This is a genomic window from Flavobacterium adiutor (genome assembly GCF_048282555.1).
Lineage (GTDB): Bacteria > Bacteroidota > Bacteroidia > Flavobacteriales > Flavobacteriaceae > Flavobacterium.
Genome location: NZ_CP182487.1, coordinates 878,410 through 904,456, shown reverse-complemented (window position 1 = coordinate 904,456; position 26,047 = coordinate 878,410). Strand labels below are relative to the sequence as shown.

Below are 26,047 nucleotides of genomic sequence, written 5' to 3'. Positions count from 1 at the left end.
TTGTGAAAATAAAACATCAATTAGCCATTTTTAATGCACTGACAAGATTGTTAGTGATTTTAGTTTTATGGCTAATGCTGCCTATTTTAGTTGAAAATGTTCTATATCGGCACATTAATAATGGTCTGATAGAAAAAAAGAAAAAATTCATTGAACATTTAAACCAACAGGAGATAAATGATTTTATTGAAAATGAAGGAGATTCAACAGAAACATATTCACAATTTTCAACACTTCACAGCGAATTTTTAGTTCTTTCAAAAGTACCGGTCAGGTTTCGTCATAAAGAAACCATTTTTAAAAATGAATACAGGATTATTGAAGGAGAAGAAAATGAATACCGAATTCTGCAATATCATTTTGCTTACGGAAATCAGGGGTATCAGCTGGAAATTGGAAGTAGTCTGGGCGAAGTAAATGATCTTACCTTTATTATCAGGTTTTTTATTATAATTGTCTTGGTTATCATCCTTTTGGTGACTTTTTTGGCTGATACGGTTTATATCGAATATCTGCTCAAGCCTTTTTACAAGATTATTGACACAAAAATAAGGTGGGTTAATGAGCCGGAAGCTTTTGATCATACTCCAATAAATGCCAAATCAAAAGATTTTAAAGAACTGGATCTCGTTCTGAATCAAATGATGAACCGGATTGCAGATGTATTTAAAAAAGAGAAACAGTTTATCTCAAATGTTTCGCATGAGCTTTTAACTCCGATTGCTTTATTAAAAAATAAGCTGGAGAACCTTTTGCAAAATGAGTCGTTGGATGATAATGCAATTGATAAAATTGCAGCTTCCCTAAGAACTTTGGACATGCTGAAGAAAATCATAAACAATTTGCTGCTGATTTCAAGAATTGAAAATCATCAGTACGAATCAAATGAAAGGATTAATTTTCAGCACATAATAAATGAATTGCAGGAAGATCTTCAGGATCGGATTGAGGATAAGAGAATTCGGTTTACTAATGAAACAAAACATGATTTTGTCTTTACAGGAAACAAAACATTAATGCATATACTGATTTATAATCTGGTTACCAATGCCATAAAATATAATAAACCTGATGGCGAAATTATAGTTTCAGATGGTTTTTTACAAAATCGATATTTCATTTCAATTACTGATTCCGGTATTGGGTTAAACGAATCTCAGATTGAAAACATTTTTAACCGTTTTACAAGAGTAAGTTCTGAACAGGAAGGACAGGGTTTAGGACTGGCTATTGCAAAAAGTATAGCGGTCTTTCATCATATTGAAATAAAAGTTTCTTCTGTTGTAAATGAAGGTACAGTCTTTACTTTGTTGTTTTAAATATAATTTAAAGTTAATTTTTTCTATGAAGCTTAAACTTCATTTTGTCTTCATTTACCAATTCTATCTTTGAATCAAATAAATGAAATTATACAAATTAAAAACTACGATCATGAAAAAATTAGTAATGTTAGCAGTATTTCTTTTAGGAACGGCTGCAATGGTAAATGCGCAGACAACTCCCGCTCAGGCAACAGCTTCAAAAGAAGTTAAGGCTGTTAAGCACGACAAAAAAGGGCATAAAAAAGCAAAAGCAGACAAAAAAGCAGAAACAGATGCAGCTAAACCGGAAGTTGCAAAAGTTCAAAAGTAAACTTCAAAAGTTTGTCCATCGAACTTCGTTGTAGATTATAAAAAGGTTTTAAAAAAAATTTTAGCGAAAGCTGATGGAGTAATTCATCAGCTTTTTGTAGTTTGTTGAGTTAAAATTTTGATAATAGAAAGTATTAAAATTTTCATTCTTTGTTACTTTGTTTAAAACTATAAATAATGATTCTTCGTTTTATAATTCTGTGTGCTCTTTTTTTACTTATTGAGTTCTATTCTTACCAGGCATTTCGTACTTTGATTAAATTGAGATGGGTGTTAATAGCTTATCTGGTTATTAGTATTTTGCTTTTAGTTTTTATCGTTTATTCTTTTACGCAGTTTGATCGTTCTGTTGGACAAACCAAATATACCATGTTTACAATGGGACTAATGCTGATGGTTTATGTTCCAAAAATTGTGATTACCCTTATTTTGTTCGGAGAAGATATTTTTAGGATTGGAACCAGCATTTTAAACTATTTTATGTACAATGTGCCAAGAAAAGAAATGATGCCTGAAAGAAGGAAATTTGTGAGTCAATTGGCATTAGGATTAGCAGCTGTTCCGTTTCTATCTTTAATTTATGGGATTTTTGAAGGAAAATATAACTTCAAAGTATTTAAGCAAACCATATTTTTTCCTGATCTTCCTGATGCCTTTGATGGTTTTAAAATCACACAGATTTCAGATGTGCACAGCGGTAGTTTTGATAACGCCGAGAAGATAAATTATGCCATTGATCTTATTAATGCACAAGACTCGGATATGATTTTGTTTACAGGCGATATTGTCAATACACATGCTAAAGAAATGGATGCGTGGTTAAGTACTTTTAACAGAATTAAAGAGTATAAATACGGGAAATTTTCTATCTTAGGTAACCATGATTATGGTGAATATGTTACCTGGCCTTCTCAAAAGGAAAAAGATGAAAATTTTAAGGCAATCAAGAATTTGTATCGGCAAATTGGTTTTAAATTGATGCTTAACGAACACACTTATATCCAAAAAGGAAAAGATAAAATAGCTTTAATTGGAGTAGAGAACTGGGGAGTGAATTTTAAGAAAGCAGGGGATCTCGATAAAGCATCTGAGCATGTTGATCAGAATGATTTTAAAATTTTAATGAGTCACGACCCAAGTCATTGGGATGCAGAAATAAAAAACCATCCTAAGAATTTTCATTTAACATTGTCAGGACATACTCATGGAATGCAGTTTGGCATTGAGATTCCGGGATATTTTAAATGGAGTTTAGCGCAGTATATTTACAAGCAATGGGCGGGGCTATATGAAAGTTTAGGGAGGTATATTTATGTGAACAGAGGATTTGGCTTTCATGCCTATCCTGGAAGGGTCGGAATTATGCCTGAAATCACGGTTATTGAACTAAAAAAGGGTAACAATGTGGCTTAATTCGGTAAAAATGCTACATTTGTATAATGGTAATCTCTTTTAGTAGATTTAAAAATTTAAATTTTTGGTTTTATGTCAAAATTTGGAGAACTAATAAACGCACAGGTTCCTGTGTTAATCGATTTCTATACAGACTGGAATGAATCGTCAGTTTCTATGCATCCTGTTATTAAGGATGTTGCAGCTGCACTTGGTGATAAAGCTAAGGTGATCAAGATTGATGTAGATAAAAATCAGGAACTGGCAGAAGCTTTACGAATTAAAGGTCTTCCTACGTTGATGATTTACAAAGAAGGTCAGATGATCTGGAGACAGTCAGGAGAACTGGATGCTAATACTATCATTGGACTTGTTCAGGATCAGTTCGGTTCATAGATTTTATCATCAGCGAGTTTAGCTAACAACATCAAATACAAATCCATTTTCTTTTAGAAAGCTCAAAGTTTTGGGCAGCGCAAATTTTAAATTTTGCGATGCTTTTATACTGTCATGAAAAACAATTACACTTCCTGATTTTACATTTTTTGTTACATTTTCGAGACATTTTTGTGGCGTAATGCTCTGATCAAAATCAGCACTTAAAACATCCCACATTACTATTTTATAGCCTAGATTTCTTAATATTTTAGATTGTGCTTTTTTGATTTTTCCATAAGGTGGGCGAAATAATAAACTGCTGAGTTTTTTGCCCGCTAATACAGTGGCACAATTTTTTACATTTTCAATATAATCGTTTGTTTTACTTTTCCAGCCATTTGCATGGTTCATGGTGTGGTTTCCTATTGAATGTCCTTCTGCAATTAATTTTTCAAATAAAGAAGTATGCGCATTAATGTTTTTCCCTATGCAGAAAAAGGTTGCCTTTGCATCAAATTTCTTCAATTCTGACAAAACCCAGTCTGTAACCTCAGGAGTTGGGCCATCATCAAACGTAAGGTATATTTTCTTTTCTGTATTTGGAATATCCCAACAGTATTTAGAAAATATCCTTTTAATGAATGAATTTGTTTTGACCCAGTAAAAGCTCATTTTGACACAATTTAAAGATATGTAAAATTAAAAAAATGCGGTACTATTTAACTAATAGCACCGCATTTTTTTAATTAGTATATTTTTTGTATATTATTCTTTTTCTCTTCCAAAACGCTCGAATACATTAACATAAGTATTAAAAATCTTTTTGTGGTTGTTATAAAAAGCCAGATCTTTGTTTGCTTTCATAACCTGAAGAAGGCTTCTGTAACGTTCAATATCTGTTATGATATCAATAGCCAGATCAGACTGGTCGCTTCCACTTAAAGTTGCATAATAATTAAGGTTCTCTTTATATTTCAGAACTAATTTATTTAGTAATTCCTGGGCTTTTTCTTTTTCTCTAACTTTATAATAACCAGTTGCAAAAGGTTCAACTAAAGAATAATATCCGTATTTATCCAATGGCATTTTTGTCATTGCCAAGTTGATGATATCTTTAGCCTTATCTGTTTTTCCTTCAGCGATAAGCTGATTCATTAAACGGGAAAGGTTTGTACGATAAGTGATACTGTTTCTTCTGGTTTCAGGATCATGATAAATGTTGCCGTTGCTATTGCCCCAGTCCCATTTTGTCACAATATTATACATTTTATCTGCATCAATTTGTCCCATATCCATTGGACCTCCGTCTTTAGAAGGTGTATTTTTAATTGGAACTAATTTATAAACCATTCCGTCTAATTGAAGATAATCTTTTAGCCATAAATAATCTTCATCATCAAAAGCTCCTCCGCTAAAATAAATAGGTCTTTTCCAGTTGTTGTTGGCTAAGATATCCAGCATCATCAAACGATTTTTATATAATGCACTTCCTTTGATGTCGATATCCATGTATGGGACGATAGAATCATTGTACTTAGGGTTCACCACTTTATTTTTGATAATGGTGTTTTTGTCAATATTGAGCCTAATTTTATTCGTAGGATAAAAATGAATTGTTTGACCATTTTGCAAACTAACAGTTGATTTAGGATGTTTAATGAAGGTAATAAAATCATTAATATCCCAACGTGTTTCTACTTTTGGAATGTGGGCTACATAATCTAATTTATCCCCAACATACTGGTCATGTGTGAATGATATAGACAATGGTTTGGATTCATATGCTTTAGCTTTCATCTGATCAATATACCAGTCAGTCATGAAAAGGCTGGTATTTACAATTTTTACGTCAGTACGAATGCCTTCAATTTCCTGAGCATACCATAACGGAAATGTATCGTTGTCTCCAATAGTAAATAAAATAGCGTCCTTATCACATGAAGTCAGATACGCTTTTGCCATAGCAACAGCTGTATATTTATTTGATCTGTCGTGGTCATCCCAATTTTGAGAAGCCATTAAAACAGGAGCAGCTAATAGGCTTCCGGCAATAATAACCGGGCCTGCAATTTTAGGCGCTAAGTATTTTTGAATAGTTTCGTATAAAGAATAAACTCCGAAGCCGATCCAGATTGCAAAAACATAAAAGGAACCAACTAAAGCATAATCTCTTTCACGAGGTTCAAAAGGTCTTTCGTTTAGGTAAATTTTAAGCGCAATTCCAGTAAATAAAAACAGCACCAAAAGCACATAAAAACTTTTTAAATCCTTGTTTGCATGGTACATAAGGCCAATAAGTCCTAAAATGAAAGGTAAGAAATAGTAAACGTTTCTTCCTTTATTATTTAAAACATCTGAAGGTAAATTATCCTGAGATCCTAAATGTAATGAGTCTAAAGGCTTAATTCCACTGATCCAGTTGCCATCTAAATTATCATATTTGCCCTGAACATCACTTTGGCGCCCTACGAAATTCCACATCAGGTATCTCCAGTACATATATCCAAATTGATATTCAAACATAAAACTAAAATTATCAACATTTGACGGTTTTTCAATGATTAAATAGTCGCTGTAGCTTCTTAAGAATTTCACGTAACCTTCATTGTCAATTTGTTTTTGAGCATAAGCCTGTCTGAATTCATGCACTGTTTTTTCAACTTCATTACGCAATTGCGCAATGGCTTTATTGTATTCTTCTTCACTTAACTGACTTGCATCAATCCCGTATTTCCCCAAATCATCTTCATAAGGGTAATTTGGATTTATTTTGAACTGAGGCGGATTTGTAAAATTAATATAATTCTGAATGTGTCCGTTCTCTGTACTCCACATTCTAGGCAGAATTGTTTTTTGATTATCGTCACTATTTTGTTCTGCATTTTTATAATTGTTGGTAATGATATACTTACCCGTTTTATAATCTCTTTCGTAGTTTGGCTTTTTATCCAAATACGGTGTTTTTGCGTCTAATCCGGCAAAAACTTCGGTGTATTGAGGACCATAGAACAATGGGTTTACACCATACTGTTCACGATTATAGTACGCTAAAACTTCTGTAGCATCAGACGGTTTGTTTTCGTTGATCACTGTATTAGCGTTAGCACGTACTGGCAGCATTATCCAAGTAGAAAAACCGATTAATATAAATAAAACACACAAAATAATAGTATTGTAGAAAATCAATCCTTTTTGTTTAGTGTATTTTAATCCAAAATAAAAAAAGGCAATAAAAAGCAGGGCAACAAAAATAGTCCCTGAATTAAAAGGCAACCCCATACTGTTTACCATGAAAACCTCTGTTTTTCCAAAGAAAGCCATGGTTAGAGGAAGAAGTAGTTTAAAAATAAACAACAAAATAGCAATCACTACAACATTCCCAATAATAAAATTCTTTATGGTTACTTTCTCGTAATGTTTAAAGAAATAAAGAAAACCAATAGCAGGGATAGTTAACAGTGCCATAAAATGCACTCCAAATGAAAGACCAATAACAAGAGAAATAATAAGTAGCCATTTGTTTCCTTTTGGCTTATCCATATCTTGCTCCCAACGCAATCCAAGCCAAAAGAGTAATGCAATTAACAATGAGGCCATCGCATAAACTTCGGCTTCAACAGCATTAAACCAAAAACTGTCTGAAAAAGTATAGGCTAAAGCACCAACAAAAGAGCTTCCTAAAATTACAATTGAATTATTTGAGTCAATTTCTGCAAAACGTGCTACAATTTTTTTCAAAATCATAGTAGATGACCAAAACATGAATAAAATAGTAAAAGCACTTGAAAAAACAGACATCATGTTAACCATTAAAGCAACGTGTTCCTTGTCGATTGCAAACATAGCAAAAAAGGCTCCCATCATTTGAAATAAAGGTGCACCTGGAGGATGACCGACTTCAAGTTTAGCAGCTGTTGCAATATATTCGCCACAATCCCAGAAGCTCATAGTAGGTTCAACAGTTAGTGTATAGGTAATTAAAGCGATTGCAAATGCAAACCAACCAATAATTGTATTCCATTTATTGAAATTGAATTGTGCCATATTCAGGTTTTAAATTTTGTATGTTTTCTATTTTACAAAGAAAATGTTTTTTTGTGTAAAGAAACGACCATTAACAAAAAATTCTACAAAAGTATTCGATACCAATAACACATTGTCTATGAAATATTTACAACAAAACAGAGCATTTAAAAGAAAAAAAGTGATAAAAAAAGTGATTTTTTTTATCAAAAAGTTTGCGCAAACTAAAAAAAGCTTTAAATTTGCACTCGCTTAACCGCACTACTTTATTGGTCTATGGTGTAATGGTAACACTACGGTTTTTGGTGCCGTCTTTCTAGGTTCGAGTCCTAGTAGACCAACAAGTAAAACAAATCCTGCAAGTTTAAAACCTGCAGGATTTTCTTTTTTTAGCCACCATCAAAAATACCAAAACTCAAAATAATCAAAAAGAGGATCACAAGGATCACAACATATTGTTGTGGGGAAATATTAAAATCTAGATATTTGTATGTTCAATCTATCCCCCAATGCAAGATTCTTTTATCGATATCCTTAAGTTGTTATTACCTGAGATAATAGTAGACTACTTCGAACTTACTTCTTATAAAAAGAAAGATGAAACACTCCATCTGTATTTAAAAGAGATTAATTCGATGCCTAAAGAATACAGAGAATCAAAATTAAGCTCAAAAGGATTCTTCGAAGAGATAACGGTTCAGGATTTTCCTATCCGTGGACACCAAGTATATCTTCACATCACTCGCAGAAGATGGCTTAATGAAGATACTCGAAAGATCGTTTTTAGAGATTGGAATTTAGTAGCAGACGGAACTCGTATAACCCAGGAGTTTGCGTCTTTTTTAAAAGAGATCAATAGATTCCAGTCCAAATGATTGTAATACCATTGCCTCTTTCTATGGAGTTTCTGGTAGAAACCTGCAATGTCAATACAAAGATTTTCTAAGTGATTTCAAAGTTTGGGATCAAATATCACATGCTAAAAAATGGCTTCTTTTTCCACAAAATATTGGAAAGCGTTTATCAATAGACGAAACCTCACTTTCAAATGGCGAACTCTATACTATTTTAACCAACAAATCCGGTAAAGGTAGAAAAGGAACTATAGTGGCTATGATTGCAGGAACTAAAGCAGAAACAGTTATTGGTGTTATTGAAAAAATTCCTCTTAAACAGCGGAATCTAGTCAAGGAAATTACTCAGGATATGGCCGGGAATATGGGATTGATAGCTAAAAAGTGTTTTGCTAATGCTACTCGAGTTACAGACCGATTCCATGTTCAAAAGCTAGCTGCAGAAGCCCTGCAGGAAATCAGGATTAAATATCGTTGGCAAGCCATTGATCAAGAAAATGATGCTATTGAAAAAGCCAAAAAGTCAAAAGTAAATTTCGAATCTAAAACACTTTCAAATGGGGATACCCTTAAGCAATTACTAGCGAGGAGTCGCTATTTCTTGTATAAATCCAAATCGAAATGGACTCAAAATCAAATAGAACGTGCTGCCTTACTATTTGAGTTATATCCTGATATTCAAAAAGGATACAATCTAACTCAAGAGCTCCGTGGCATCTTTGAGAATACAACCGATAAAATCATTGGTTTTGCAAAATTAGCCAGATGGCATGAAAAAGTAGATCAATCTGGATTTAAGTCTTTCGGTACAATCTCTCGTACAATTATGAATCATTATCAAACCATCTTAAATTATTTTGATAACAGAAGTACTAATGCTTCTGCAGAATCATTCAATGCTAAAATAAAAGCATTTAGATCAAAATTTAGAGGTGTTAGAAATATAGAATACTTCCTTTTTAGGCTAACTAATATTTATGCTTAATTTTTGCATCCCCACAGGTTTTTGCGGATCATAACATATTGTTGTGGGGAAATATTAAAATCTAGATATTTGTATGTTCAATCTATCCCCCAATGCAAGATTCTTTTATCGATATCCTTAAGTTGTTATTACCTGAGATAATAGTAGACTACTTCGAACTTACTTCTTATAAAAAGAAAGATGAAACACTCCATCTGTATTTAAAAGAGATTAATTCGATACCTAAAGAATACAGAGAATCAAAATTAAGCTCAAAAGGATTCTTCGAAGAGATAACGGTTCAGGATTTTCCTATCCGTGGACACCAAGTATATCTTCACATCACTCGCAGAAGATGGCTTAATGAAGATACTCGAAAGATCTTTTTTAGAGATTGGAATTTAGTAGCAGACGGAACTCGTGTAACCCAGGAGTTTGCGTCTTTTTTAAAAGAGATCAATAGATTCCAGTCCAAATGATTGTAATACCATTGCCTCTTTCTATGGAGTTTCTGGTAGAAACCTGCAATGTCAATACAAAGATTTTCTAAGTGATTTCAAAGTTTGGGATCAAATATCACATGCTAAAAAATGGCTTCTTTTTCCACAAAATATTGGAAAGCGTTTATCAATAGACGAAACCTCACTTTCAAATGGCGAACTCTATACTATTTTAACCAACAAATCCGGTAAAGGTAGAAAAGGAACTATAGTAGCTATGATTGCAGGAACTAAAGCAGAAACAGTTATTGGCGTTATTGAAAAAATTCCTCTTAAACAGCGGAATCTAGTCAAGGAAATTACTCAGGATATGGCCGGGAATATGGGATTGATAGCTAAAAAGTGTTTTGCTAATGCTACTCGAGTTACAGACCGATTCCATGTTCAAAAGCTAGCTGCAGAAGCCCTGCAGGAAATCAGGATTAAATATCGTTGGCAAGCCATTGATCAAGAAAATTATGCTATTGAAAAAGCCAAAAAGTCAAAAGTAAATTTCGAATCTAAAACACTTTCAAATGGGGATACCCTTAAGCAATTACTAGCGAGGAGTCGCTATTTCTTGTATAAATCCAAATCGAAATGGACTCAAAATCAAATAGAACGTGCTGCCTTACTATTTGAGTTATATCCTGATATTCAAAAAGGATACAATCTAACTCAAGAGCTCCGTGGCATCTTTGAGAATACAACCGATAAAATCATTGGTTTTGCAAAATTAGCCAGATGGCATGAAAAAGTAGATCAATCTGGATTTAAGTCTTTCGGTACAATCTCTCGTACAATTATGAATCATTATCAAACCATCTTAAATTATTTTGATAACAGAAGTACTAATGCTTCTGCAGAATCATTCAATGCTAAAATAAAAGCATTTAGATCAAAATTTAGAGGTGTTAGAAATATAGAATACTTCCTTTTTAGGCTAACTAATATTTATGCTTAATTTTTGCATCCCCACAGGTTTTTGCTTTGATCCGTTTTTGCTTTGATCCGTTTTTGCTTTGATCCAAGGTTTTGAGATTGATCCGATAAAGCATAAAAAAACCACCACAAATTGTGATGGTTTTTCTGAGCCGATAGAGGGACTCGAACCCACGACCTGCTGATTACAAATCAGCTGCTCTAGCCAGCTGAGCTACATCGGCCTATTTAACGGGTGCAAAGATAAAATTGTTTTTTACATTTCCAAAATAAATTTAACACCTCTCTCTATTAATACAAAAACCACCACAGTTGTGATGGTTTTTTTCTGAGCCGATAGAGGGACTCGAACCCACGACCTGCTGATTACAAATCAGCTGCTCTAGCCAGCTGAGCTACATCGGCCTCATTACGGGTGCAAATATAAAGCGGTTTTTGGTTTTGCCAAAATAAATCTGCACTTTTTTATACTTTTTTTCGCTTATAACGCGTTGATTTTTTCAATCAATTGATTAGCAGTTTGTTCTAATTCAATATTGATTTGTTTAAAGTGCGCTTTTTTATTTTCAACATTTTTTGCGTTCACTTTTGTAATCAAAGTATCGAATGCAGCTATAGCCTCATCGATTAAAGCATTCGTTTCCGGAGTTGGATTTCCCGTTGTAGACATCTCAAACAAATAAACTGCTTCAATAATATCTCCTAATACGAAATTGATGTCTTTCTTTAAATTCTTAACGTTTGCCATTTTTATTATAATTTTAATTTGCGTCTGCAAAAGTACATATTATCTTTAGAATATATGTTAAGAAATGTAAATTTCTAAAATTGAAGCATTTCCACTCATAACAAAGGATTTTATCTCAGCAGGAACCAAAACAGTATCCCCTTTTTTATAGGAACATTGAAAACCATCGTATTCAATTTCAAAACTACCTTCAATACACATATAAACCGTAAAGGTTTCCCCAGATTTAGCCACTTCTATTTCATCTTCTAACGGAATAAAATTAGTTGTAAAATAAGGACAATCAACTACTACATTTGAAACATTGGTTTTTCTGTTGTATTTTTTCTGCGTATCAACTTTACCATAGTTAATTGCATCAAGCGCAAGATCCACATGCAATTCCCTTGTATTACCCTGAGCATCCTTACGGTCAAAATCATACAAACGATATGTTATATCAGATGTCTGCTGAATTTCTGCAACAACAAGTCCTGCTCCAATTGCATGAACAGTTCCGGTTTCTAAAAAGAAAACATCTCCTGCTTTTACTTTTACATCATCAAGAATAGAAACTAAAGTATTGTCATGTAAATGTTTCAAATATTCTTCTTTACTTGAATTTTCTTTAAAACCAACAATAATTCTGGAATCTGTATCAGCCTGCATTACGTACCACATTTCGGTTTTTCCGAATGAGTTATGGCGTTCTTTTGCTAATTTATCGTTTGGATGAACCTGAATCGAAAGGTCTTCTCTTGCATCAAGATATTTAAAAAGCAAAGGAAATTGCTTCCCGAAACGCTTATAAACAGCCGTTCCCAAGATTTCTTCTGGCATATCATTAATAAGATTCATTAGAGATTTTCCTTTCAATACCCCATTCGTAACAACACTAACATCACCTTCTACAGTTGACAATTCCCAGCTTTCACCAGTGATTTTCGAAACAATCGGTTTATTAAGTACAGTTTTTAGTTTTTCACCTCCCCAGATTCTTTCTTTTAAAATAGGTTCAAATTGTAGCGGGTATGTTTGTGGTTTCATAATTTTTCCTTTTTGGCTATATATATCTTATGTTAATATTCTATCTGATTACTATTTTTATAACACTAATTCTTTTATTGTATCGAGGGCTTTCGGAATATGACTTGCTGCATTTATACTATCGAAAATCAAAATAACAACACCGTTTCTATCAATAACATATGTTACCCTTCCCGGAAGGAGTCCGAACAAGTTATTTTTAACTCCAAAAAGATGCCTTAATTTCTTATCCTGATCCGACAATAATATAAAAGGCAATTCGTGTTTTTTAGCAAACTTATGATGCGATTTTACACTGTCACTGCTTATCCCAATTACCTCAGCGCCCAAATCCTTAAAATCTTCATATTGATCCCTAAAACTACATGCCTCGGTAGTACATCCCGGCGTATTATCTTTTGGGTAAAAATAGATCACCAGAGGCTTTCGACCCAAAACACTTTGGCTTTCAAAAACTTCTCCATGACTATCTTTTGCAGTAAAATTCGGAACTATATCTCCTATTTTTAATGACATTCTTTATTCTCCTTTATAAGTTACAAAATTACGTTCTGTTTCATTCAATACGATTTCTAAATCAAAATCGGACTGAATCCTTTTTCTAATTTTATTCCATATCACAACAGCAATATTTTCTGCAGTTGGATTCAAATCCTGAAACTCCGGAACATCCAGATTCAGGTTTTTGTGATCAAACGGGACTTCTACTTCTTCACGTATAATATCAGCTAATATTTTCACATCTAAAACAAAGCCAGTTTCCGGGTCAATTTCTCCTGTAACACTTACTGTTAAACCATAATTATGACCATGAAAATTGGGATTGTTACATTTTCCAAAAACTTCATCGTTTTTTTCAAACGTCCAGTCTTTCCTATACAATCGATGTGCAGCATTAAAATGTGCTTTTCTTGATATGGTTACTTTCATTAGGTTACGGTTAGCAGGTTTTAAATCTTATGATCTTCCAAATAATGATAAAATTCATCAAAAATTATTTTAAACCAAACAGTATAAATTTGGGGGTGTTTTTCAATATCCTCTTTTATATCCTCAATTTTCATCCATTTCCAATCCTCTACTTCTTCTAAATTAATGTCCGGATTTTCATTGTAATAGCCAATCATCACGTGATCAAGCTCATGTTCGGTCAGTCCATTATCAAAAGGTGCCTTGTATATAAAATGAAACAACTCTTTTAATTCGGTTTTAAAACCCATTTCTTCAAATAGTCGTCTTCTTCCCGCTTCGATATTTGACTCTCCTTCACGCTGATGGCTGCAACATGTATTGGTCCACAGCAAAGGGGAATGATATTTTTGATGTGCACGCTGCTGCAGCATAATTTCATTTTTACTGTTTAAAATAAAAACTGAGAAAGCGCGATGTAAAGCTGCTTTTTCATGCGCTTCTAATTTTGGCATCAAGCCAATCTGCTCATCATTTTGATTAACTAATATTACGTTTTCTTCTATCATAGGAAATGTTGATATACAAAAATACGAAAAAAGAATTGGTTGGAAAATCTCAGAAAAGATTGTGAAAAGTTTAACTGATACAAAATTTTGCATTTATTTCATTATCAACAAACTGTAGTATATAAATTTTAAAAAAAGCCTTAAAATAAGACAACAAAACCATAGAGTACATTTCTTCGTAAATAATATAAAGTTAAAACATACTTAAAAAAAACTCAATTATAAACTTATTATCATTTTCATTCAAAACCTAGTTGTACATTTGAATAAAAACTTAAAGCATTCAAACTAATGAAAACAAGAACGCAATTTTTCAGGCTTTGTTTTTTAATTCTGACATTTATTTTTCAGGCTTGTGGACAATCATTAAAAAAAACAAATACTGAAACTTCAGCCTCCACTATGAAAAACAAAATAGATAAACCGGGAAATCCTTATTATTCTAATACAGATTCTACCAAACTAAATATAACGGATAGCCAATGGAAAAAAGTACTTCCAGAAGATGTTTATGCAGTAATGCGTGAAGCAGATACAGAAAGACCTTTTACAGGAAAATACTGGAATACTGATAAAAAAGGGACTTATTACTGTGCTTCATGTGGAAACAAACTCTTCAGATCAGGTGCCAAGTTTGCAAGCAACTGCGGATGGCCAAGTTTTTTCGAACAAGACAATAAAAAAAGTATTGTTTATAAGAATGATAATTCTTTAGGCATGGAAAGAATCGAAGCCCTTTGCGGAAGATGTAACGGGCATTTAGGCCATTTATTTGATGATGGCCCGGCACCAACAGGAAAACGCTACTGTATGAATTCGATTGCATTGGATTTTATTCCGGATAACCAATAACACCTATTTATTCATGAAAAAGACACTCTTAATCTGTTTCTTTATTTTCTCTTTAAATGGATTCTCTCAAAAAAAAACACCTGAAATTGAAACCATTACACTTGGCGGAGGATGTTATTGGTGTGTCGAAGCTGTTTATGAAAATCTAAACGGAGTAAAATCTGTTGTTTCTGGTTATACAGGAGGAAAAACAGTCAATCCCACTTATGAAGAAGTCTGTACGGGTAAAACCGGTCACGCTGAAGTAGTACAAATTACTTATGATAAAAATATAACAAACATTAATGAAATCTTCAAGGTTTTCTTTACTGTTCACGATCCTACTACATTGAACAGACAAGGTGCTGACACAGGAACCCAATATCGTTCTGCAATTTTTTACACAAATGAAGAGCAAAAAAAGGCGGCTCAAAACATTATCACTGAACTTAGTAAGGCAAAAGTTTATGACAGCCACATTGTAACCAAAATAGAACCGCTTACAAAATTTTATAAAGCCGAAAATTACCATCAGAATTATTTTGCCAACAACAAAAATCAACCCTATTGTAAAATGGTGATTCAGCCTAAAATCGAAAAGTTTGAAAAAGTTTTTAAGGACAAACTAAAAAAGAAACCTTAAGAAACGGTTATATATTACCAACAAAAAAGTCTGTGCCAAATAACACAGACTTTTTCATATTTATTGTTTAGATTTTCTTAGTGAGCAACATCTAATGAGTAAAATTTCACATTTGCGAATGCTCCTGTTTGATCTCCCTGAAGATTACATCCAACAGTAAAATAATTATCAAATGAATTCCATAATTTATAATCACCACCTGAATATACTTTTTTCTCACCATTTACACTAACCTCCATCTTTCCATCACTAATTTCAATCTGGAAACTGAATTTATCAAAATCAACTTTATTTTTAAAAGTATAACCGTCATCATCAATCCACGAGTCTTCTTTTAACACATCAAGCCCTGTAATAGACGGATCTGCTAATCTTTTTGATCTCAATTTCACATATCCATTATCCCAAAAAACTTTTAAGATTGACGGAGCAGATTTATCTTTGGCTCCAATTTGATTCACCTGATCTTCTTTTAATCTTCCACCAATCTGAGCAAATATAACGCGAGGGTATTCATCGTTTTTTTTAGAAATCTCTCCCATTTTAATCGAAGCCTTTAATTTTGCACCTTGCCTAAAAGACCAACCTGCATCGCCTCCAAACGAATTTTGCTCTTTTAAATCTGTTTTATTAAAAGATCTTTTCGATTTTATAGAAGGATAAACATAAAAAACTAAAGATCTATCGGTCAAATCATTGAACATAAATTTAGTGATTTCAACATTTTCAGAATAATCCAAAAGTTTTGGTGCTTTGTATGTTGTTACCGTACCTTCCGGAATTGTTAACTTCCATAAAGTTAAATCTATTTTTGGCGCTTTTTGGGCATGAATTATAAAAGTAGTACTTGCGTATAACAATAAAATATAAGTTCTAATTTTTTTCATTTTTTTGCTTTTTTTGGATTAAATAATTTTGTAAAATCAATTTCTAAATACTCGCGAGCAAAAAATGTTCCAAAAAAGTCAATCTTTTTCGTTCAATAATTATACTTCAAGAATACTGTTGTAATCGATTGCATAAAAATAGATTTTTTTTTCAATTTCCTTACTTTTTTTCTATTATATTTTCTATTTCTCAAAAAAATAACACTAAAAAAAGAAATTAGTGCAAATTTAAACCGAATTAAACAACAATTATTAAAAAATAAAAAAACAATATATAGAATTATTGAAAATTATATAAAAATAAATTTAACAATTTATAAAAAACACTTAGGTTTTTTTTTATAAAACATAAGATTATCAAGTATTTAGACACAAAAAAAATGAATAACAAAAACCTATTTACACTGAATAACAAATAGAGCTGAAATTAAAAATGTAACAAATACTCATTTTACAACGAAAAAATTGACACTTATTACATTTTAATCATAACATACAGTATATAAAATATCTGTCTCACCAATAAATACGTTCTTATTGATGAATTATATTCGAAATTACTATTGAATTTATAATTTGGGTATAAAAATTGGATTTACCCTGGTTAAAATAACCACAATAAAGATGTTGTAATCTTTCCGACAAAACATCCTGAAAATTATTTCAAAGATCTAGCAATCATCAAAGCGCATTTTTCTCCATCGATCGCAGCTGAAATAATTCCTCCTGCATAACCTGCACCTTCTCCACAGGGATACAATCCTTTAATTTGCATATGTTCATAAGTATCGGGATCTCTTGGAATTCTGACCGGAGATGAAGTTCTGCTTTCAGGAGCATGGAGAACTGCTTCATTTGTTAAATAACCGCGCATTGATTTTCCGAATTCCTTAAAACCCTGACGCATAATCTGAGTCAGAAATCCAGGAAACACCTGCCCCATTTCTACCGAAGTAGTACCAGGAACGTAGGATGTTTTTGGAATATCTGTTGAAACTTTGCCTTGTGTAAAATCAATCATTCTTTGCGCAGGAACTTTTTGAGTTTCCCCAGCAAGATGCCATGCCTTTTGTTCGATACTTTTTTGAAATTCCATCCCAGCCAGTGCACCGAATTTAGCAAAAGGCTTAAAATCTTCTAATTTTAATTCGACCACTATTCCTGAATTGGCAGTTGACTGATCACGTTTAGATGGAGACCACCCGTTTGTAACTACCTCACCTTCACTAGTTGCACATGGTGCAATTACACCACCCGGGCACATACAAAATGAATACATCCCACGACCGTTTATCTGTTTCACTATAGAATATGGAGCTGGAGGCAAGTGGTCTCCGCGATAATCACAGCTATATTGAATTTTATCTATTAATTGTTGAGAATGTTCAGCACGCACACCCAAAGCAAAAGGTTTAGCTTCTATGAAAATCTTTTTTTTATCTAATAATTGAAAAATATCACGTGCTGAATGCCCCGTTGCTAAGATCAATTTATTTGCAAGAATCTTGTCTCCATTTTGAGTCACGACACCTTCTACTTGATTGTTTTTCACTAAAATATCCGTTACTCTGGTCTCAAACAAAACCTGACCTCCAAATTCAATTATTTTATTGCGAATATCTTCAATTATTTTAGGTAATTTATTGGTTCCTATATGAGGATGCGCTTCTACTAAAATATCTTTAGAAGCTCCAAATGCAACCAAAAGCTCTAAAATACGGGTTACATCACCACGCTTTTTAGAACGCGTATATAACTTCCCATCAGAGTAGGTTCCTGCACCTCCTTCGCCAAAACAGTAATTAGAATCTTCGTTTACTATATGCTCCCGATTAATTGCTTTTAGGTCACGTCGGCGTCCGCGCACGTCTTTTCCACGTTCCAGCACAATCGGCTTCAGACCTAATTCAACTAATTGCAAAGCTGCAAAAAGTCCTGCGGGACCAGCACCAACAACAATTACTTCCTGTGCATTTGAAACATCTTTATATATAGGAAGTTCTATTTTAGTCTCCTGAAAAGTTTCTCCTTTTAAATAGATAACTACTTTTAAATTGATTTTTATTGTTTTTTGACGCGCATCAATTGAACGCTTCAGAATCGAAACATGCTGAATTTCCTGAGAAGAAACTTTTATTTGTTTAGACAAATAGTCTTTCAACAATAATTCATTTGCTGCTATCTCTGGAGTTACCTGAAGTAAAAGTTCTCTTGGCATTGTATTTATCTATTGGATTAGCTTTTCTATTTATGAAAAGAACATGCAAAAATAACATTTTGAACTGAGACTTTGTACCTTTGTCTCATTGAAACTTCGCACCTATAATAATGTCAAGAAAAATAAAATTAATTTGGGATTTTCGTGGTCAGGCATCTGCTAAAACGGCTGAACATCACGAAATTCATTTGAAAGAATATATTACAATTGAAAAACTCCCGTTGAATATTACGGGATTTAAAATCATAAGCGATATGCATGCGGTTGCTTTTATGGTGGTAACTGACGAAAATATGATCCAGGTAAGAGATGCTTTAAAACCACATCGGGGGGAAGTTTATATGGAATAAAATCCCAAAAAAGCAGGATACTAAAAATAAAAAACCAAATTCCAGACCTTCAACAGATTGGAATTTGGTTTTTGAAAATTTGGAATTATTTATTTTTAATTCGCTACTTCACTAATAAACTTAATCCTCATTAATCGCAATTCGTCAATATCGTAATCACCATCAAATTCTTTTAAGGCATCTTCAATTTTGTCGGACTCTGATTCCATGAAATAATCGTGAATTTCTTCCTGCTGATCATCATCAAGCATATCATCAATCCAATATTTGATATTTAATTTGGTTCCCGAATAAACAATTTGTTCCATTTCCTTTATCAATGCATCCATCGTTAATCCTTTTGCGGAAGCAATATCGCTTAATGGCAACTTTCTGTCGATATTCTGAATGATGTATAATTTATTAGCAGAATTAACGCCTGTCGATTTTACAACCAAATCGTCCGGACGGATAATATCGTTATCTTCAACATATCTGCTTATTAATGCAACAAATTCTGCTCCGTATTTTTTTGCTTTCCCTTCACCAACTCCATGAATATTATACAACTCCTGTAATGTAACTGGATATTTCAGAGCCATATCCTCTAAGGAAGGATCCTGAAAAACGACAAAAGGAGGTACTCCGAGTTTTTTGGCTACTTTTTTTCGAAGCTCTTTTAACATACCTGTCAAAACCTCATCTGCAGTCCCGGATGATTTTGATGCTGCAACAATAGATTCATCATCGGCTTCACTGTATTCATGATCTTCAGACATCATAAATGAAACAGGATTTTTGATAAAGTCCAAGCCTTCCTGCGTTATTTTTATAACACCATATGTTTCAATATCTTTTGACAAATAACCAGACACTAAAACCTGTCGTAATAACGCCATCCAGTATTTTTCATCATGATCTGAACCGGAGCCAAAAAAAGTTTGCGTATCTGTTTTATGAGCCTTAATAACTGCATTAATACGACCTATTAAAGTAAATACGATTTCTTTTGACTTATATATATGTTTGGTATCACGAACAACTTCCAACAATTTAACAACCTGATCTTTTGCTTCAATTTTGTTTTTAGGATTCCGTACATTATCATCCATATCTGCCCCGTCTCCATCATCCGGGAATTCTTCACCAAAATAATGTAAGAGGAATTTTCTTCTTGACATTGATGTCTCAGCATACGCCACCACTTCCTGCAATAAAGCAAAACCTATTTCCTGTTCTGCTACAGGTTTGCCTGACATAAATTTTTCCAGCTTTTCTACATCTTTAAAAGAATAATAAGCCAAGCAATGCCCTTCACCTCCGTCACGTCCTGCACGACCGGTTTCCTGATAATAACTTTCAAGTGATTTTGGAATGTCATGGTGAATTACAAAACGAACATCGGGCTTATCAATACCCATTCCGAAGGCAATTGTAGCTACGACTACTTCTACATCCTCCATCAAAAACATGTCCTGATGTTTAGCACGTGTTTTCGCATCAAGACCTGCGTGATACGGAACAGCGCTAATTCCATTAACCTGCAAAACTTCAGCAATAGTTTCTACCTTTTTACGGCTCAGACAATAAATAATTCCGGATTTCCCTTTATGCTGTTTGATAAAACGGATAATATCCGATTCAATATTTTTAGTTTTAGTACGAACTTCGTAATACAAATTCGGTCTATTGAATGATGCTTTAAAAGTATTAGCATCAGCCATATCCAGATTTTTCAGAATATCTTCCTGAACTTTTGGTGTGGCAGTAGCGGTAAGTCCAATAATGGGTACTTTGCCCAATTGTTTAATAATGTTCCTAAGATTTCTGTATTCCGGTCTGAAATCATGCCCCCATTCTGAAATACAATGTGCTTCATCAATTGCTACAAATGAAATCGGCACACTCTGCAAAAAAGATACATATTCTTCTTTTGTCAGCGATTCTGGTGCAACATATAAAAGTTTAGTTAAACCTGACGTGATATCCGTTTTAACCTGGGCAATTTCTGTTTTTGTCAGCGATGAATTTAGTACATGAGCGATTCCATTTTCAGAGGAAAGACTTCTGATGGCATCTACCTGATTCTTCATTAAAGCAATTAAAGGAGAAACAACAATCGCTGTCCCTTCCTTAATCAGAGCGGGCAATTGATAACAAAGAGACTTTCCACCACCTGTAGGCATAATTACAAAAGTATTCTTCTCATCTAAAATACTTCTAATGACCTGCTCCTGCAAGCCTTTAAATTGGCTAAAGCCGAAATACTTCTTTAATTCTTTATGTATTTCAATTTCGTTTGAACTCATTCTTTATATTAATGGATATTTTGTATAAATTTGCAACACATAAAGATACGAATTTCTTTCACACTCACAAATTTTAACTTTCCTGATTTGATTACAAAAGAAAATATTTTAGCTATCGCAAAAAAAACAATTCTCTCTGAAAGTGAAGCAATTACTAAGCTAATTGATTTTCTGGACGAAAATTTTTACCAGGCCGTTCAACGCATATACGAAACAAAAGGCCGATTAATCGTTACCGGAATTGGAAAAAGTGCCATCATTGCACAAAAAATGGTTGCCACTTTCAATTCAACCGGAACACCTTCAATGTTTCTCCACGCTTCTGAAGCCATTCATGGAGACTTAGGAATGATTCAAAATAACGACATCATTATTTGTATCTCAAAAAGTGGAAACAGTCCGGAAATAAAAGTATTAGTCCCTTTATTAAAACGTTTTGGAAACACTTTGATTGGAATGACAGGTAATACAACATCTTTTTTAAGCAAAGGATCTGATTATGTTTTAAATACGACTGTTGAGATGGAAGCATGCCCCATCAATCTGGCTCCGACAAACAGTACAACAGCTCAGCTTGTAATGGGCGATGCTCTTGCAGTCTGCCTGATGGAAATGCGTGACTTTAAACCAGAAGATTTTGCTGTTTATCATCCTGGCGGAGCTTTAGGGAAAAAATTATTACTCCGTGTAAAAGACATGATCGAACATTCATTAAAACCTACAGTTTCTCCTGAAACATCCGTTAAAAAAGTAATTTTTGAAATTTCTGAAAAAAGACTGGGTGTAACAGCAGTAGTAGAAAATGAAAAAATAGTTGGAATCATTACCGATGGGGATATCAGAAGAATGCTGAATAACCGTGACAGTATTGCAGATTTAACCGCAAAAGATATTATGAGCAAAAATCCAAAATTAGTTTCATCTGAAACCATGGCAGTTGATGCACTAAATATTTTAGAAGATTTCTCCATAACCCAGCTGATTGTTGCTGATAACGGAGAATATAAAGGAGTTTTACATTTACATGATATTTTAAAAGAAGGAATTATATAATGGCAAAGAAAAACCTTGGCGAGATGTCTTTTTTAGACCATCTCGAAGAATTAAGATGGCTCTTGGTCAGAAGTACAATTGCTGTTCTTGTAATGGCTTTTGTCACTTATTTTTTTAGTGATTATTTATTTGATGAAATAATCCTTGGGCCAACAAGACCTACCTTTTTTACTTACGTATGGTTTTGCGATTTATCCCACCAATTAGGTTTCGCAGACAGCATTTGCATTACTGAACTGAATTTTATTATTCAAAACACTGAAATGGAAGGACAGGTCAATATTTTTGTATGGATGTGTATTTTGGTAGGCTTCATTTTAGGTTTTCCTTACATTTTATGGGAGCTTTGGAAATTTATCAGCCCCGCTTTGTATGAGAAAGAAAGAAAAAATGCTAAAGTGTTTATTTTTACTTCTTCTCTCCTGTTTTTTTTAGGCGTAATTTTTGGGTATTTTATTGTAATTCCTATGTCTGTGAATTTTGTTGCAACATTCTCAGTTAGTGATATAGTAAAAAATCAATTTACCCTTGATTCTTATATGGGAATGGTAAAAACAAGTGTTCTGGCAGGTGGTTTGTTTTTTGAACTGCCAATTATCATTTATTTTTTAACAAAATTAGGCCTCGTAACTCCTATTTTTTTAAGAAAATACTGGAAATATGCCGTAATTCTCATCCTGGTCATAGCAGCCATTGTAACACCTCCGGATGTGGTAAGTCAGACAATTGTAGCGATACCAATGTTGGTTATCTATGAAGTGAGCATCCTGATTTCAAAGATTGTTTATAAAAATAAAGAAAAAGAAAATGTCTGATATCATTCAAGAATTTAACGACTATCGTTCTAAAATGAACGAAAAATTACTCGCTGACAACAACAAGATCGTAAAGCGAATTTTTAATCTTGACACTAATGCTTATGCACAAGGCGCTTTGGATGTAAAAACAAAAGAACTTCTGGGTTTAGTGGCTTCAGCAGTTTTACGCTGTGACGATTGTGTAAAATATCATTTAGAAACCAGCTATAAAGAAGGTGTTACGAAAGAAGAAATGATGGAAGCTATGGGAATCGCAACTCTGGTTGGAGGAACAATCGTAATTCCGCATTTAAGAAGAGCTTACGAATTCTGGGAAGCGCTTGAAGAAGCTGGAAAGTAATTAGAAAATGTGTCAATTCATCAATTAGATAATTCTACATGTTGTGTTAATTGATTTAATTGATTACTTTATTTTACTTTATTTTGCCCAGTCGAGATACAATTATCTCATTATCTAATTGCCATATTATCTAATTGAAAAAAATGAAGCTAAGAGCCGATAATTTAATCAAAACCTATAAAGGAAGAAGTGTTGTAAAAGGAATTTCTGTTGAAGTAAATCAGGGAGAAATTGTTGGGCTTTTAGGACCAAATGGTGCTGGAAAAACCACCTCTTTTTACATGATTGTAGGATTGGTAAAACCAAATCAGGGAAATATTTACTTAGATGATTTAAATATTACTGATTATCCGATGTACAAACGTGCACAGCAGGGAATTGGTTATCTGGCGCAGGAGGCATCTGTTTTTAGAAAGCTAAGTATTGAAGACAACATACTGAGTGTTTTACAATTAACAAAACTTTCCAAAGAAGCTCAGATTGCTAAGATGGAAAGTTTAATTGAAGAATTCAGTTTAGAACATATTCGAACTAACCGGGGCGATTTACTTTCCGGAGGAGAACGTCGTCGTACCGAAATTGCACGTGCACTGGCCACAGATCCAAAATTTATTTTATTAGATGAGCCTTTCGCAGGAGTTGACCCGGTTGCTGTAGAAGATATTCAGCGAATTGTAGCACAGCTAAAAAATAAAAATATCGGAATTTTAATTACGGATCACAACGTTCAGGAAACCCTCGCAATTACTGACAAAACCTATCTAATGTTTGAAGGAGGAATCCTGAAAGCAGGAGTTCCGGAAGAATTGGTTGAAGACGAAATGGTACGCCGTGTTTATCTTGGACAAAATTTTGAATTACGTAAAAAGAAACTGGAGTTTTAAAAAAGTAAAATGTGAGAAGTAAAAAAACAGACATTTCACTTCTCACATTTATTTACATTTTATAAAAAGAAAAAACTAATCAACTGTAATAAACTGCAATTGTTGTAAATCTCCGTTATAAATATTTATATCTACAGTACGATCAATTCCGGGTACGGTGGCTTTTTCTGTGAACTGCCAGAACAGCCAGTCATCTTCAATTTTTTCTCTATAGAAATTATAATTGGCAATCCAAAACAGATATTCCCCAAATTCATCTTTCAAAAAATCTGAATAGTATCGCTCTCCGGTATAAATTATTGGACGAACTTTATAATGATTTTCTACTTTTAAAAGCCAGCGTTTCAATCCTTTTTTCAAACTATCCAAGGATTGGCTTTTTGGTAATTTTTCGATATCCAGAACCGGAGGCAAATCTCCTTTTTCCAGCTTTACTGTCTCAATAAATAGATTGGCCTGCTCAATAGAGTTTTCATTTGGCCTGTAATAATGATAAGCTCCTCTAATCATTTTATTCTTTTTGGCTCCAATCCAATTTCGTTTAAACTGAAAATCTTTTCTGTCTTTTCCAACAGTAGCTCTTATAAAAACAAAATCAAGCGGATACTTTTGTTCTAAGGTATCAACATAGGACCAGCTTATTTTGCCCTGATATTCGGATACATCCAAACCAATTGATTTACCTTCATGCTTTGCCAGCACCTGAAAATTACGAATATCTGATAAACGCTTATCTTCAACCTCTTTTTCAGACATTTTGTTGCTTTTAAAACCTAAATAATAGGCTAATCCTCTTCGATAATGATAGATTACTGCAACAAAAAGTATTGCGAAAACGGAGAAAGAAATAAAACGTAATATCTTGCTAAAAACGGATCTGCCAGTTTTTCTGGAAGTCGTTTTACGATAAGTGGTTTTTCTGGACATCCGGGTAAACTACTTTTTCAAAAATTTATTATTTATGACTGATAACAATACATAAAAAATGATGATTACAGGAAGTGCACAAAATTGAAGCAGGAAAAGTAACACAAGAGAAATAGTTAAAAATATAACTTGCAGCACATTGTCTTTGAAAGTAAACTTTTTAATCTTCAAAGCAAAAAGTGGGATTTCAGCATTCAAAACATAAGCACTACACAGCACAATAGCCAGCAAAACCCAATGATTCGTTAAGACTTCGAATAACATGAAAGAATCTGAATAGTCTATTACCAAAGGCAGACTCAAAATAAAAAGTGCATTTGCAGGCGTTGGCAAGCCAATAAAAGAATCTGTCTGGCGAGTATCAATATTAAAATTAGCTAATCGGTAACAAGAACCCAAAGTAACGATAAATCCTAAAAACGGAATAAAAGCTGAAGCGATTATATCATTCGGATTAGCACTTTTAACAAACAAGCTGTACATAACATATCCTGGTACTACTCCACTTGTTACCATATCTGCCAAAGAATCCAATTGTAATCCCAATGGGCTGGATACTTTAAACAATCTTGCAAAAAATCCATCAAAAAAGTCAAAAAATATACCCAGACAAACCATATAAAAAGCCATTTCAAAATTTTGTTGAGAGACAAAAACTACGGCAATACAGCCACAGAAGAGATTAATTAGTGTAATTAAATTAGGAATGTGCTTTTTAATGTTCATCTTTTATATTTTTTGAAGATTGAGGAGCAAATTTAGCATAATAAGTGATTCTTATAAGCGTTTTTAATAGAGTTTTTTCTTCTGACAGATGACTTTTGTATTATTTATCAAAAGGAAGAAATAAGCTCAGTAAAAAATTATATTTTTGGTAAAAATTTAAACAAGCT

27 protein-coding genes and 3 tRNA genes are annotated in these 26,047 nt (G+C 33.3%); 16 read left to right on the top strand and 14 right to left on the bottom strand.

Going from position 1 to position 26,047, the window contains the following annotated elements; translation table 11 throughout:
• Positions 1-2 precede the first annotated feature (2 nt).
• The 4 genes from ACNC7R_RS03905 (at position 3) to ACNC7R_RS03890 (ending at position 3,419) form a co-directional block, all read left to right on the top strand.
• Positions 3-1,319 (top strand): sensor histidine kinase, encoded by a 1,317-nt coding sequence (locus tag ACNC7R_RS03905; RefSeq protein WP_417939680.1) that lies wholly within the window; start codon positions 3-5, stop codon positions 1,317-1,319.
• A gap of 112 nt (positions 1,320-1,431) precedes the next feature.
• Complete coding sequence (locus ACNC7R_RS03900; protein WP_417939679.1) at positions 1,432-1,632, top strand: hypothetical protein; 201 nt, start codon at positions 1,432-1,434, stop codon at positions 1,630-1,632.
• Between the two features lie 176 nt (positions 1,633-1,808).
• Positions 1,809-3,044: a metallophosphoesterase gene (locus tag ACNC7R_RS03895; protein ID WP_417939678.1), complete on the top strand. Its 1,236-nt coding sequence runs from the start codon at positions 1,809-1,811 to the stop codon at positions 3,042-3,044.
• A gap of 72 nt (positions 3,045-3,116) precedes the next feature.
• A complete protein-coding gene (locus ACNC7R_RS03890) occupies positions 3,117-3,419 on the top strand; it encodes a thioredoxin family protein (protein ID WP_278011068.1) in 303 nt (100 codons plus the stop codon).
• Positions 3,420-3,437: 18 nt separating this feature from the next.
• Here the strand turns inward: ACNC7R_RS03890 and ACNC7R_RS03885 are convergent, their stop codons facing one another.
• Together ACNC7R_RS03885 and ACNC7R_RS03880 are read right to left on the bottom strand one after the other, a co-directional pair.
• Positions 3,438-4,073, bottom strand: a complete 636-nt coding sequence (locus tag ACNC7R_RS03885) for a polysaccharide deacetylase family protein (protein WP_417939676.1) — start codon at positions 4,071-4,073, stop codon at positions 3,438-3,440.
• 93 nt (positions 4,074-4,166) lie between these two features.
• Positions 4,167-7,445, bottom strand: coding sequence for a DUF2723 domain-containing protein (locus ACNC7R_RS03880; protein WP_417939675.1), 3,279 nt, complete (start codon positions 7,443-7,445; stop codon positions 4,167-4,169).
• A 249-nt stretch (positions 7,446-7,694) separates the two neighbouring features.
• Here ACNC7R_RS03880 and ACNC7R_RS03875 point away from each other — a divergent pair.
• From ACNC7R_RS03875 to ACNC7R_RS03855, 5 genes are all read left to right on the top strand, one after another.
• Positions 7,695-7,765 (top strand) — tRNA-Gln (locus ACNC7R_RS03875).
• A gap of 168 nt (positions 7,766-7,933) precedes the next feature.
• Complete coding sequence (locus tag ACNC7R_RS03870; protein WP_417939674.1) at positions 7,934-8,299, top strand: transposase; 366 nt, start codon at positions 7,934-7,936, stop codon at positions 8,297-8,299.
• Positions 8,280-9,263: an ISL3 family transposase gene (locus ACNC7R_RS03865; protein ID WP_417943128.1), complete on the top strand. Its 984-nt coding sequence runs from the start codon at positions 8,280-8,282 to the stop codon at positions 9,261-9,263. The genes ACNC7R_RS03870 and ACNC7R_RS03865 overlap by 20 nt, the downstream gene beginning before the upstream one ends.
• Before the next feature lie 92 nt (positions 9,264-9,355).
• Positions 9,356-9,721, top strand: coding sequence for a transposase (locus tag ACNC7R_RS03860; protein ID WP_417939673.1), 366 nt, complete (start codon positions 9,356-9,358; stop codon positions 9,719-9,721).
• Complete coding sequence (locus ACNC7R_RS03855; RefSeq protein ID WP_417943127.1) at positions 9,702-10,685, top strand: ISL3 family transposase; 984 nt, start codon at positions 9,702-9,704, stop codon at positions 10,683-10,685. Before ACNC7R_RS03860 ends, ACNC7R_RS03855 begins: the two co-directional genes overlap by 20 nt.
• 128 nt (positions 10,686-10,813) lie before the next feature.
• Here ACNC7R_RS03855 and ACNC7R_RS03850 read toward each other — a convergent pair.
• The 7 genes from ACNC7R_RS03850 to idi all read right to left on the bottom strand — a co-directional run bounded on the left by ACNC7R_RS03850 (position 10,814) and on the right by idi (position 13,915).
• Positions 10,814-10,887: transfer RNA gene (locus ACNC7R_RS03850), tRNA-Thr, on the bottom strand.
• A 107-nt stretch (positions 10,888-10,994) separates the two neighbouring features.
• Positions 10,995-11,068 (bottom strand) — tRNA-Thr (locus ACNC7R_RS03845).
• 76 nt (positions 11,069-11,144) lie between these two features.
• Entirely contained in the window at positions 11,145-11,411 is a 267-nt protein-coding gene (locus ACNC7R_RS03840; RefSeq protein ID WP_417939672.1) for a hypothetical protein, read from the bottom strand.
• Positions 11,412-11,468: 57 nt separating this feature from the next.
• Positions 11,469-12,437: a type I phosphomannose isomerase catalytic subunit gene (locus ACNC7R_RS03835; RefSeq protein WP_417939671.1), complete on the bottom strand. Its 969-nt coding sequence runs from the start codon at positions 12,435-12,437 to the stop codon at positions 11,469-11,471.
• Between the two features lie 57 nt (positions 12,438-12,494).
• On the bottom strand, positions 12,495-12,953 hold the full coding sequence (locus ACNC7R_RS03830; protein WP_417939670.1) for a peroxiredoxin: 459 nt from the start codon (positions 12,951-12,953) through the stop codon (positions 12,495-12,497).
• Positions 12,954-12,956: 3 nt separating this feature from the next.
• Positions 12,957-13,367: a 6-pyruvoyl trahydropterin synthase family protein gene (locus tag ACNC7R_RS03825; RefSeq protein ID WP_417939669.1), complete on the bottom strand. Its 411-nt coding sequence runs from the start codon at positions 13,365-13,367 to the stop codon at positions 12,957-12,959.
• Between the two features lie 20 nt (positions 13,368-13,387).
• A complete protein-coding gene (idi, locus tag ACNC7R_RS03820) occupies positions 13,388-13,915 on the bottom strand; it encodes an isopentenyl-diphosphate Delta-isomerase (RefSeq protein WP_417939667.1) in 528 nt (175 codons plus the stop codon).
• Positions 13,916-14,206: 291 nt separating this feature from the next.
• Here idi and msrB point away from each other — a divergent pair, with 291 nt between their 5' ends.
• Positions 14,207-14,767, top strand: coding sequence for a peptide-methionine (R)-S-oxide reductase MsrB (msrB, locus tag ACNC7R_RS03815; RefSeq protein ID WP_417939666.1), 561 nt, complete (start codon positions 14,207-14,209; stop codon positions 14,765-14,767).
• 13 nt (positions 14,768-14,780) lie between these two features.
• The gene (msrA, locus tag ACNC7R_RS03810; RefSeq protein WP_417939665.1) at positions 14,781-15,389 is read left to right on the top strand and encodes a peptide-methionine (S)-S-oxide reductase MsrA; all 609 of its coding nucleotides are present in this window, start codon (positions 14,781-14,783) and stop codon (positions 15,387-15,389) included.
• A gap of 77 nt (positions 15,390-15,466) precedes the next feature.
• Here the strand turns inward: msrA and ACNC7R_RS03805 are convergent, their stop codons facing one another.
• Together ACNC7R_RS03805 and ACNC7R_RS03800 are read right to left on the bottom strand one after the other, a co-directional pair.
• Positions 15,467-16,276: a polysaccharide lyase family 7 protein gene (locus ACNC7R_RS03805; protein WP_417939664.1), complete on the bottom strand. Its 810-nt coding sequence runs from the start codon at positions 16,274-16,276 to the stop codon at positions 15,467-15,469.
• A 658-nt stretch (positions 16,277-16,934) separates the two neighbouring features.
• Entirely contained in the window at positions 16,935-18,494 is a 1,560-nt protein-coding gene (locus ACNC7R_RS03800) for an NAD(P)/FAD-dependent oxidoreductase (RefSeq protein ID WP_417939663.1), read from the bottom strand.
• A gap of 110 nt (positions 18,495-18,604) precedes the next feature.
• Between ACNC7R_RS03800 and ACNC7R_RS03795 the strand changes: the two genes are divergently transcribed.
• Positions 18,605-18,844 (top strand): hypothetical protein, encoded by a 240-nt coding sequence (locus ACNC7R_RS03795; RefSeq protein ID WP_417939662.1) that lies wholly within the window; start codon positions 18,605-18,607, stop codon positions 18,842-18,844.
• Between the two features lie 95 nt (positions 18,845-18,939).
• Here ACNC7R_RS03795 and recQ read toward each other — a convergent pair whose 3' ends face one another.
• Positions 18,940-21,132 (bottom strand): DNA helicase RecQ, encoded by a 2,193-nt coding sequence (gene recQ, locus ACNC7R_RS03790; protein WP_417939661.1) that lies wholly within the window; start codon positions 21,130-21,132, stop codon positions 18,940-18,942.
• A gap of 87 nt (positions 21,133-21,219) precedes the next feature.
• Between recQ and ACNC7R_RS03785 the strand changes: the two genes are divergently transcribed.
• From ACNC7R_RS03785 to lptB, 4 genes are all read left to right on the top strand, one after another.
• Positions 21,220-22,185, top strand: coding sequence for a KpsF/GutQ family sugar-phosphate isomerase (locus ACNC7R_RS03785; protein ID WP_417939660.1), 966 nt, complete (start codon positions 21,220-21,222; stop codon positions 22,183-22,185).
• Positions 22,185-23,000 (top strand): twin-arginine translocase subunit TatC, encoded by an 816-nt coding sequence (gene tatC, locus ACNC7R_RS03780; protein WP_417939659.1) that lies wholly within the window; start codon positions 22,185-22,187, stop codon positions 22,998-23,000. The genes ACNC7R_RS03785 and tatC overlap by 1 nt, the downstream gene beginning before the upstream one ends.
• The gene (locus ACNC7R_RS03775) at positions 22,993-23,343 is read left to right on the top strand and encodes a carboxymuconolactone decarboxylase family protein (protein WP_417939658.1); all 351 of its coding nucleotides are present in this window, start codon (positions 22,993-22,995) and stop codon (positions 23,341-23,343) included. The genes tatC and ACNC7R_RS03775 overlap by 8 nt, the downstream gene beginning before the upstream one ends.
• Before the next feature lie 143 nt (positions 23,344-23,486).
• Positions 23,487-24,227 carry an LPS export ABC transporter ATP-binding protein gene (gene lptB, locus ACNC7R_RS03770; RefSeq protein ID WP_012022391.1) on the top strand — a complete coding sequence of 247 codons (741 nt, stop codon included), beginning with the start codon at positions 23,487-23,489 and terminating at the stop codon, positions 24,225-24,227.
• A 75-nt stretch (positions 24,228-24,302) separates the two neighbouring features.
• Here the strand turns inward: lptB and ACNC7R_RS03765 are convergent, their stop codons facing one another.
• Positions 24,303-25,154: a glycoside hydrolase family 25 protein gene (locus ACNC7R_RS03765; protein WP_417939655.1), complete on the bottom strand. Its 852-nt coding sequence runs from the start codon at positions 25,152-25,154 to the stop codon at positions 24,303-24,305.
• 9 nt (positions 25,155-25,163) lie between these two features.
• Positions 25,164-25,880 (bottom strand): CDP-alcohol phosphatidyltransferase family protein, encoded by a 717-nt coding sequence (locus tag ACNC7R_RS03760; protein WP_417939654.1) that lies wholly within the window; start codon positions 25,878-25,880, stop codon positions 25,164-25,166.
• Positions 25,881-26,047 lie beyond the last annotated feature (167 nt).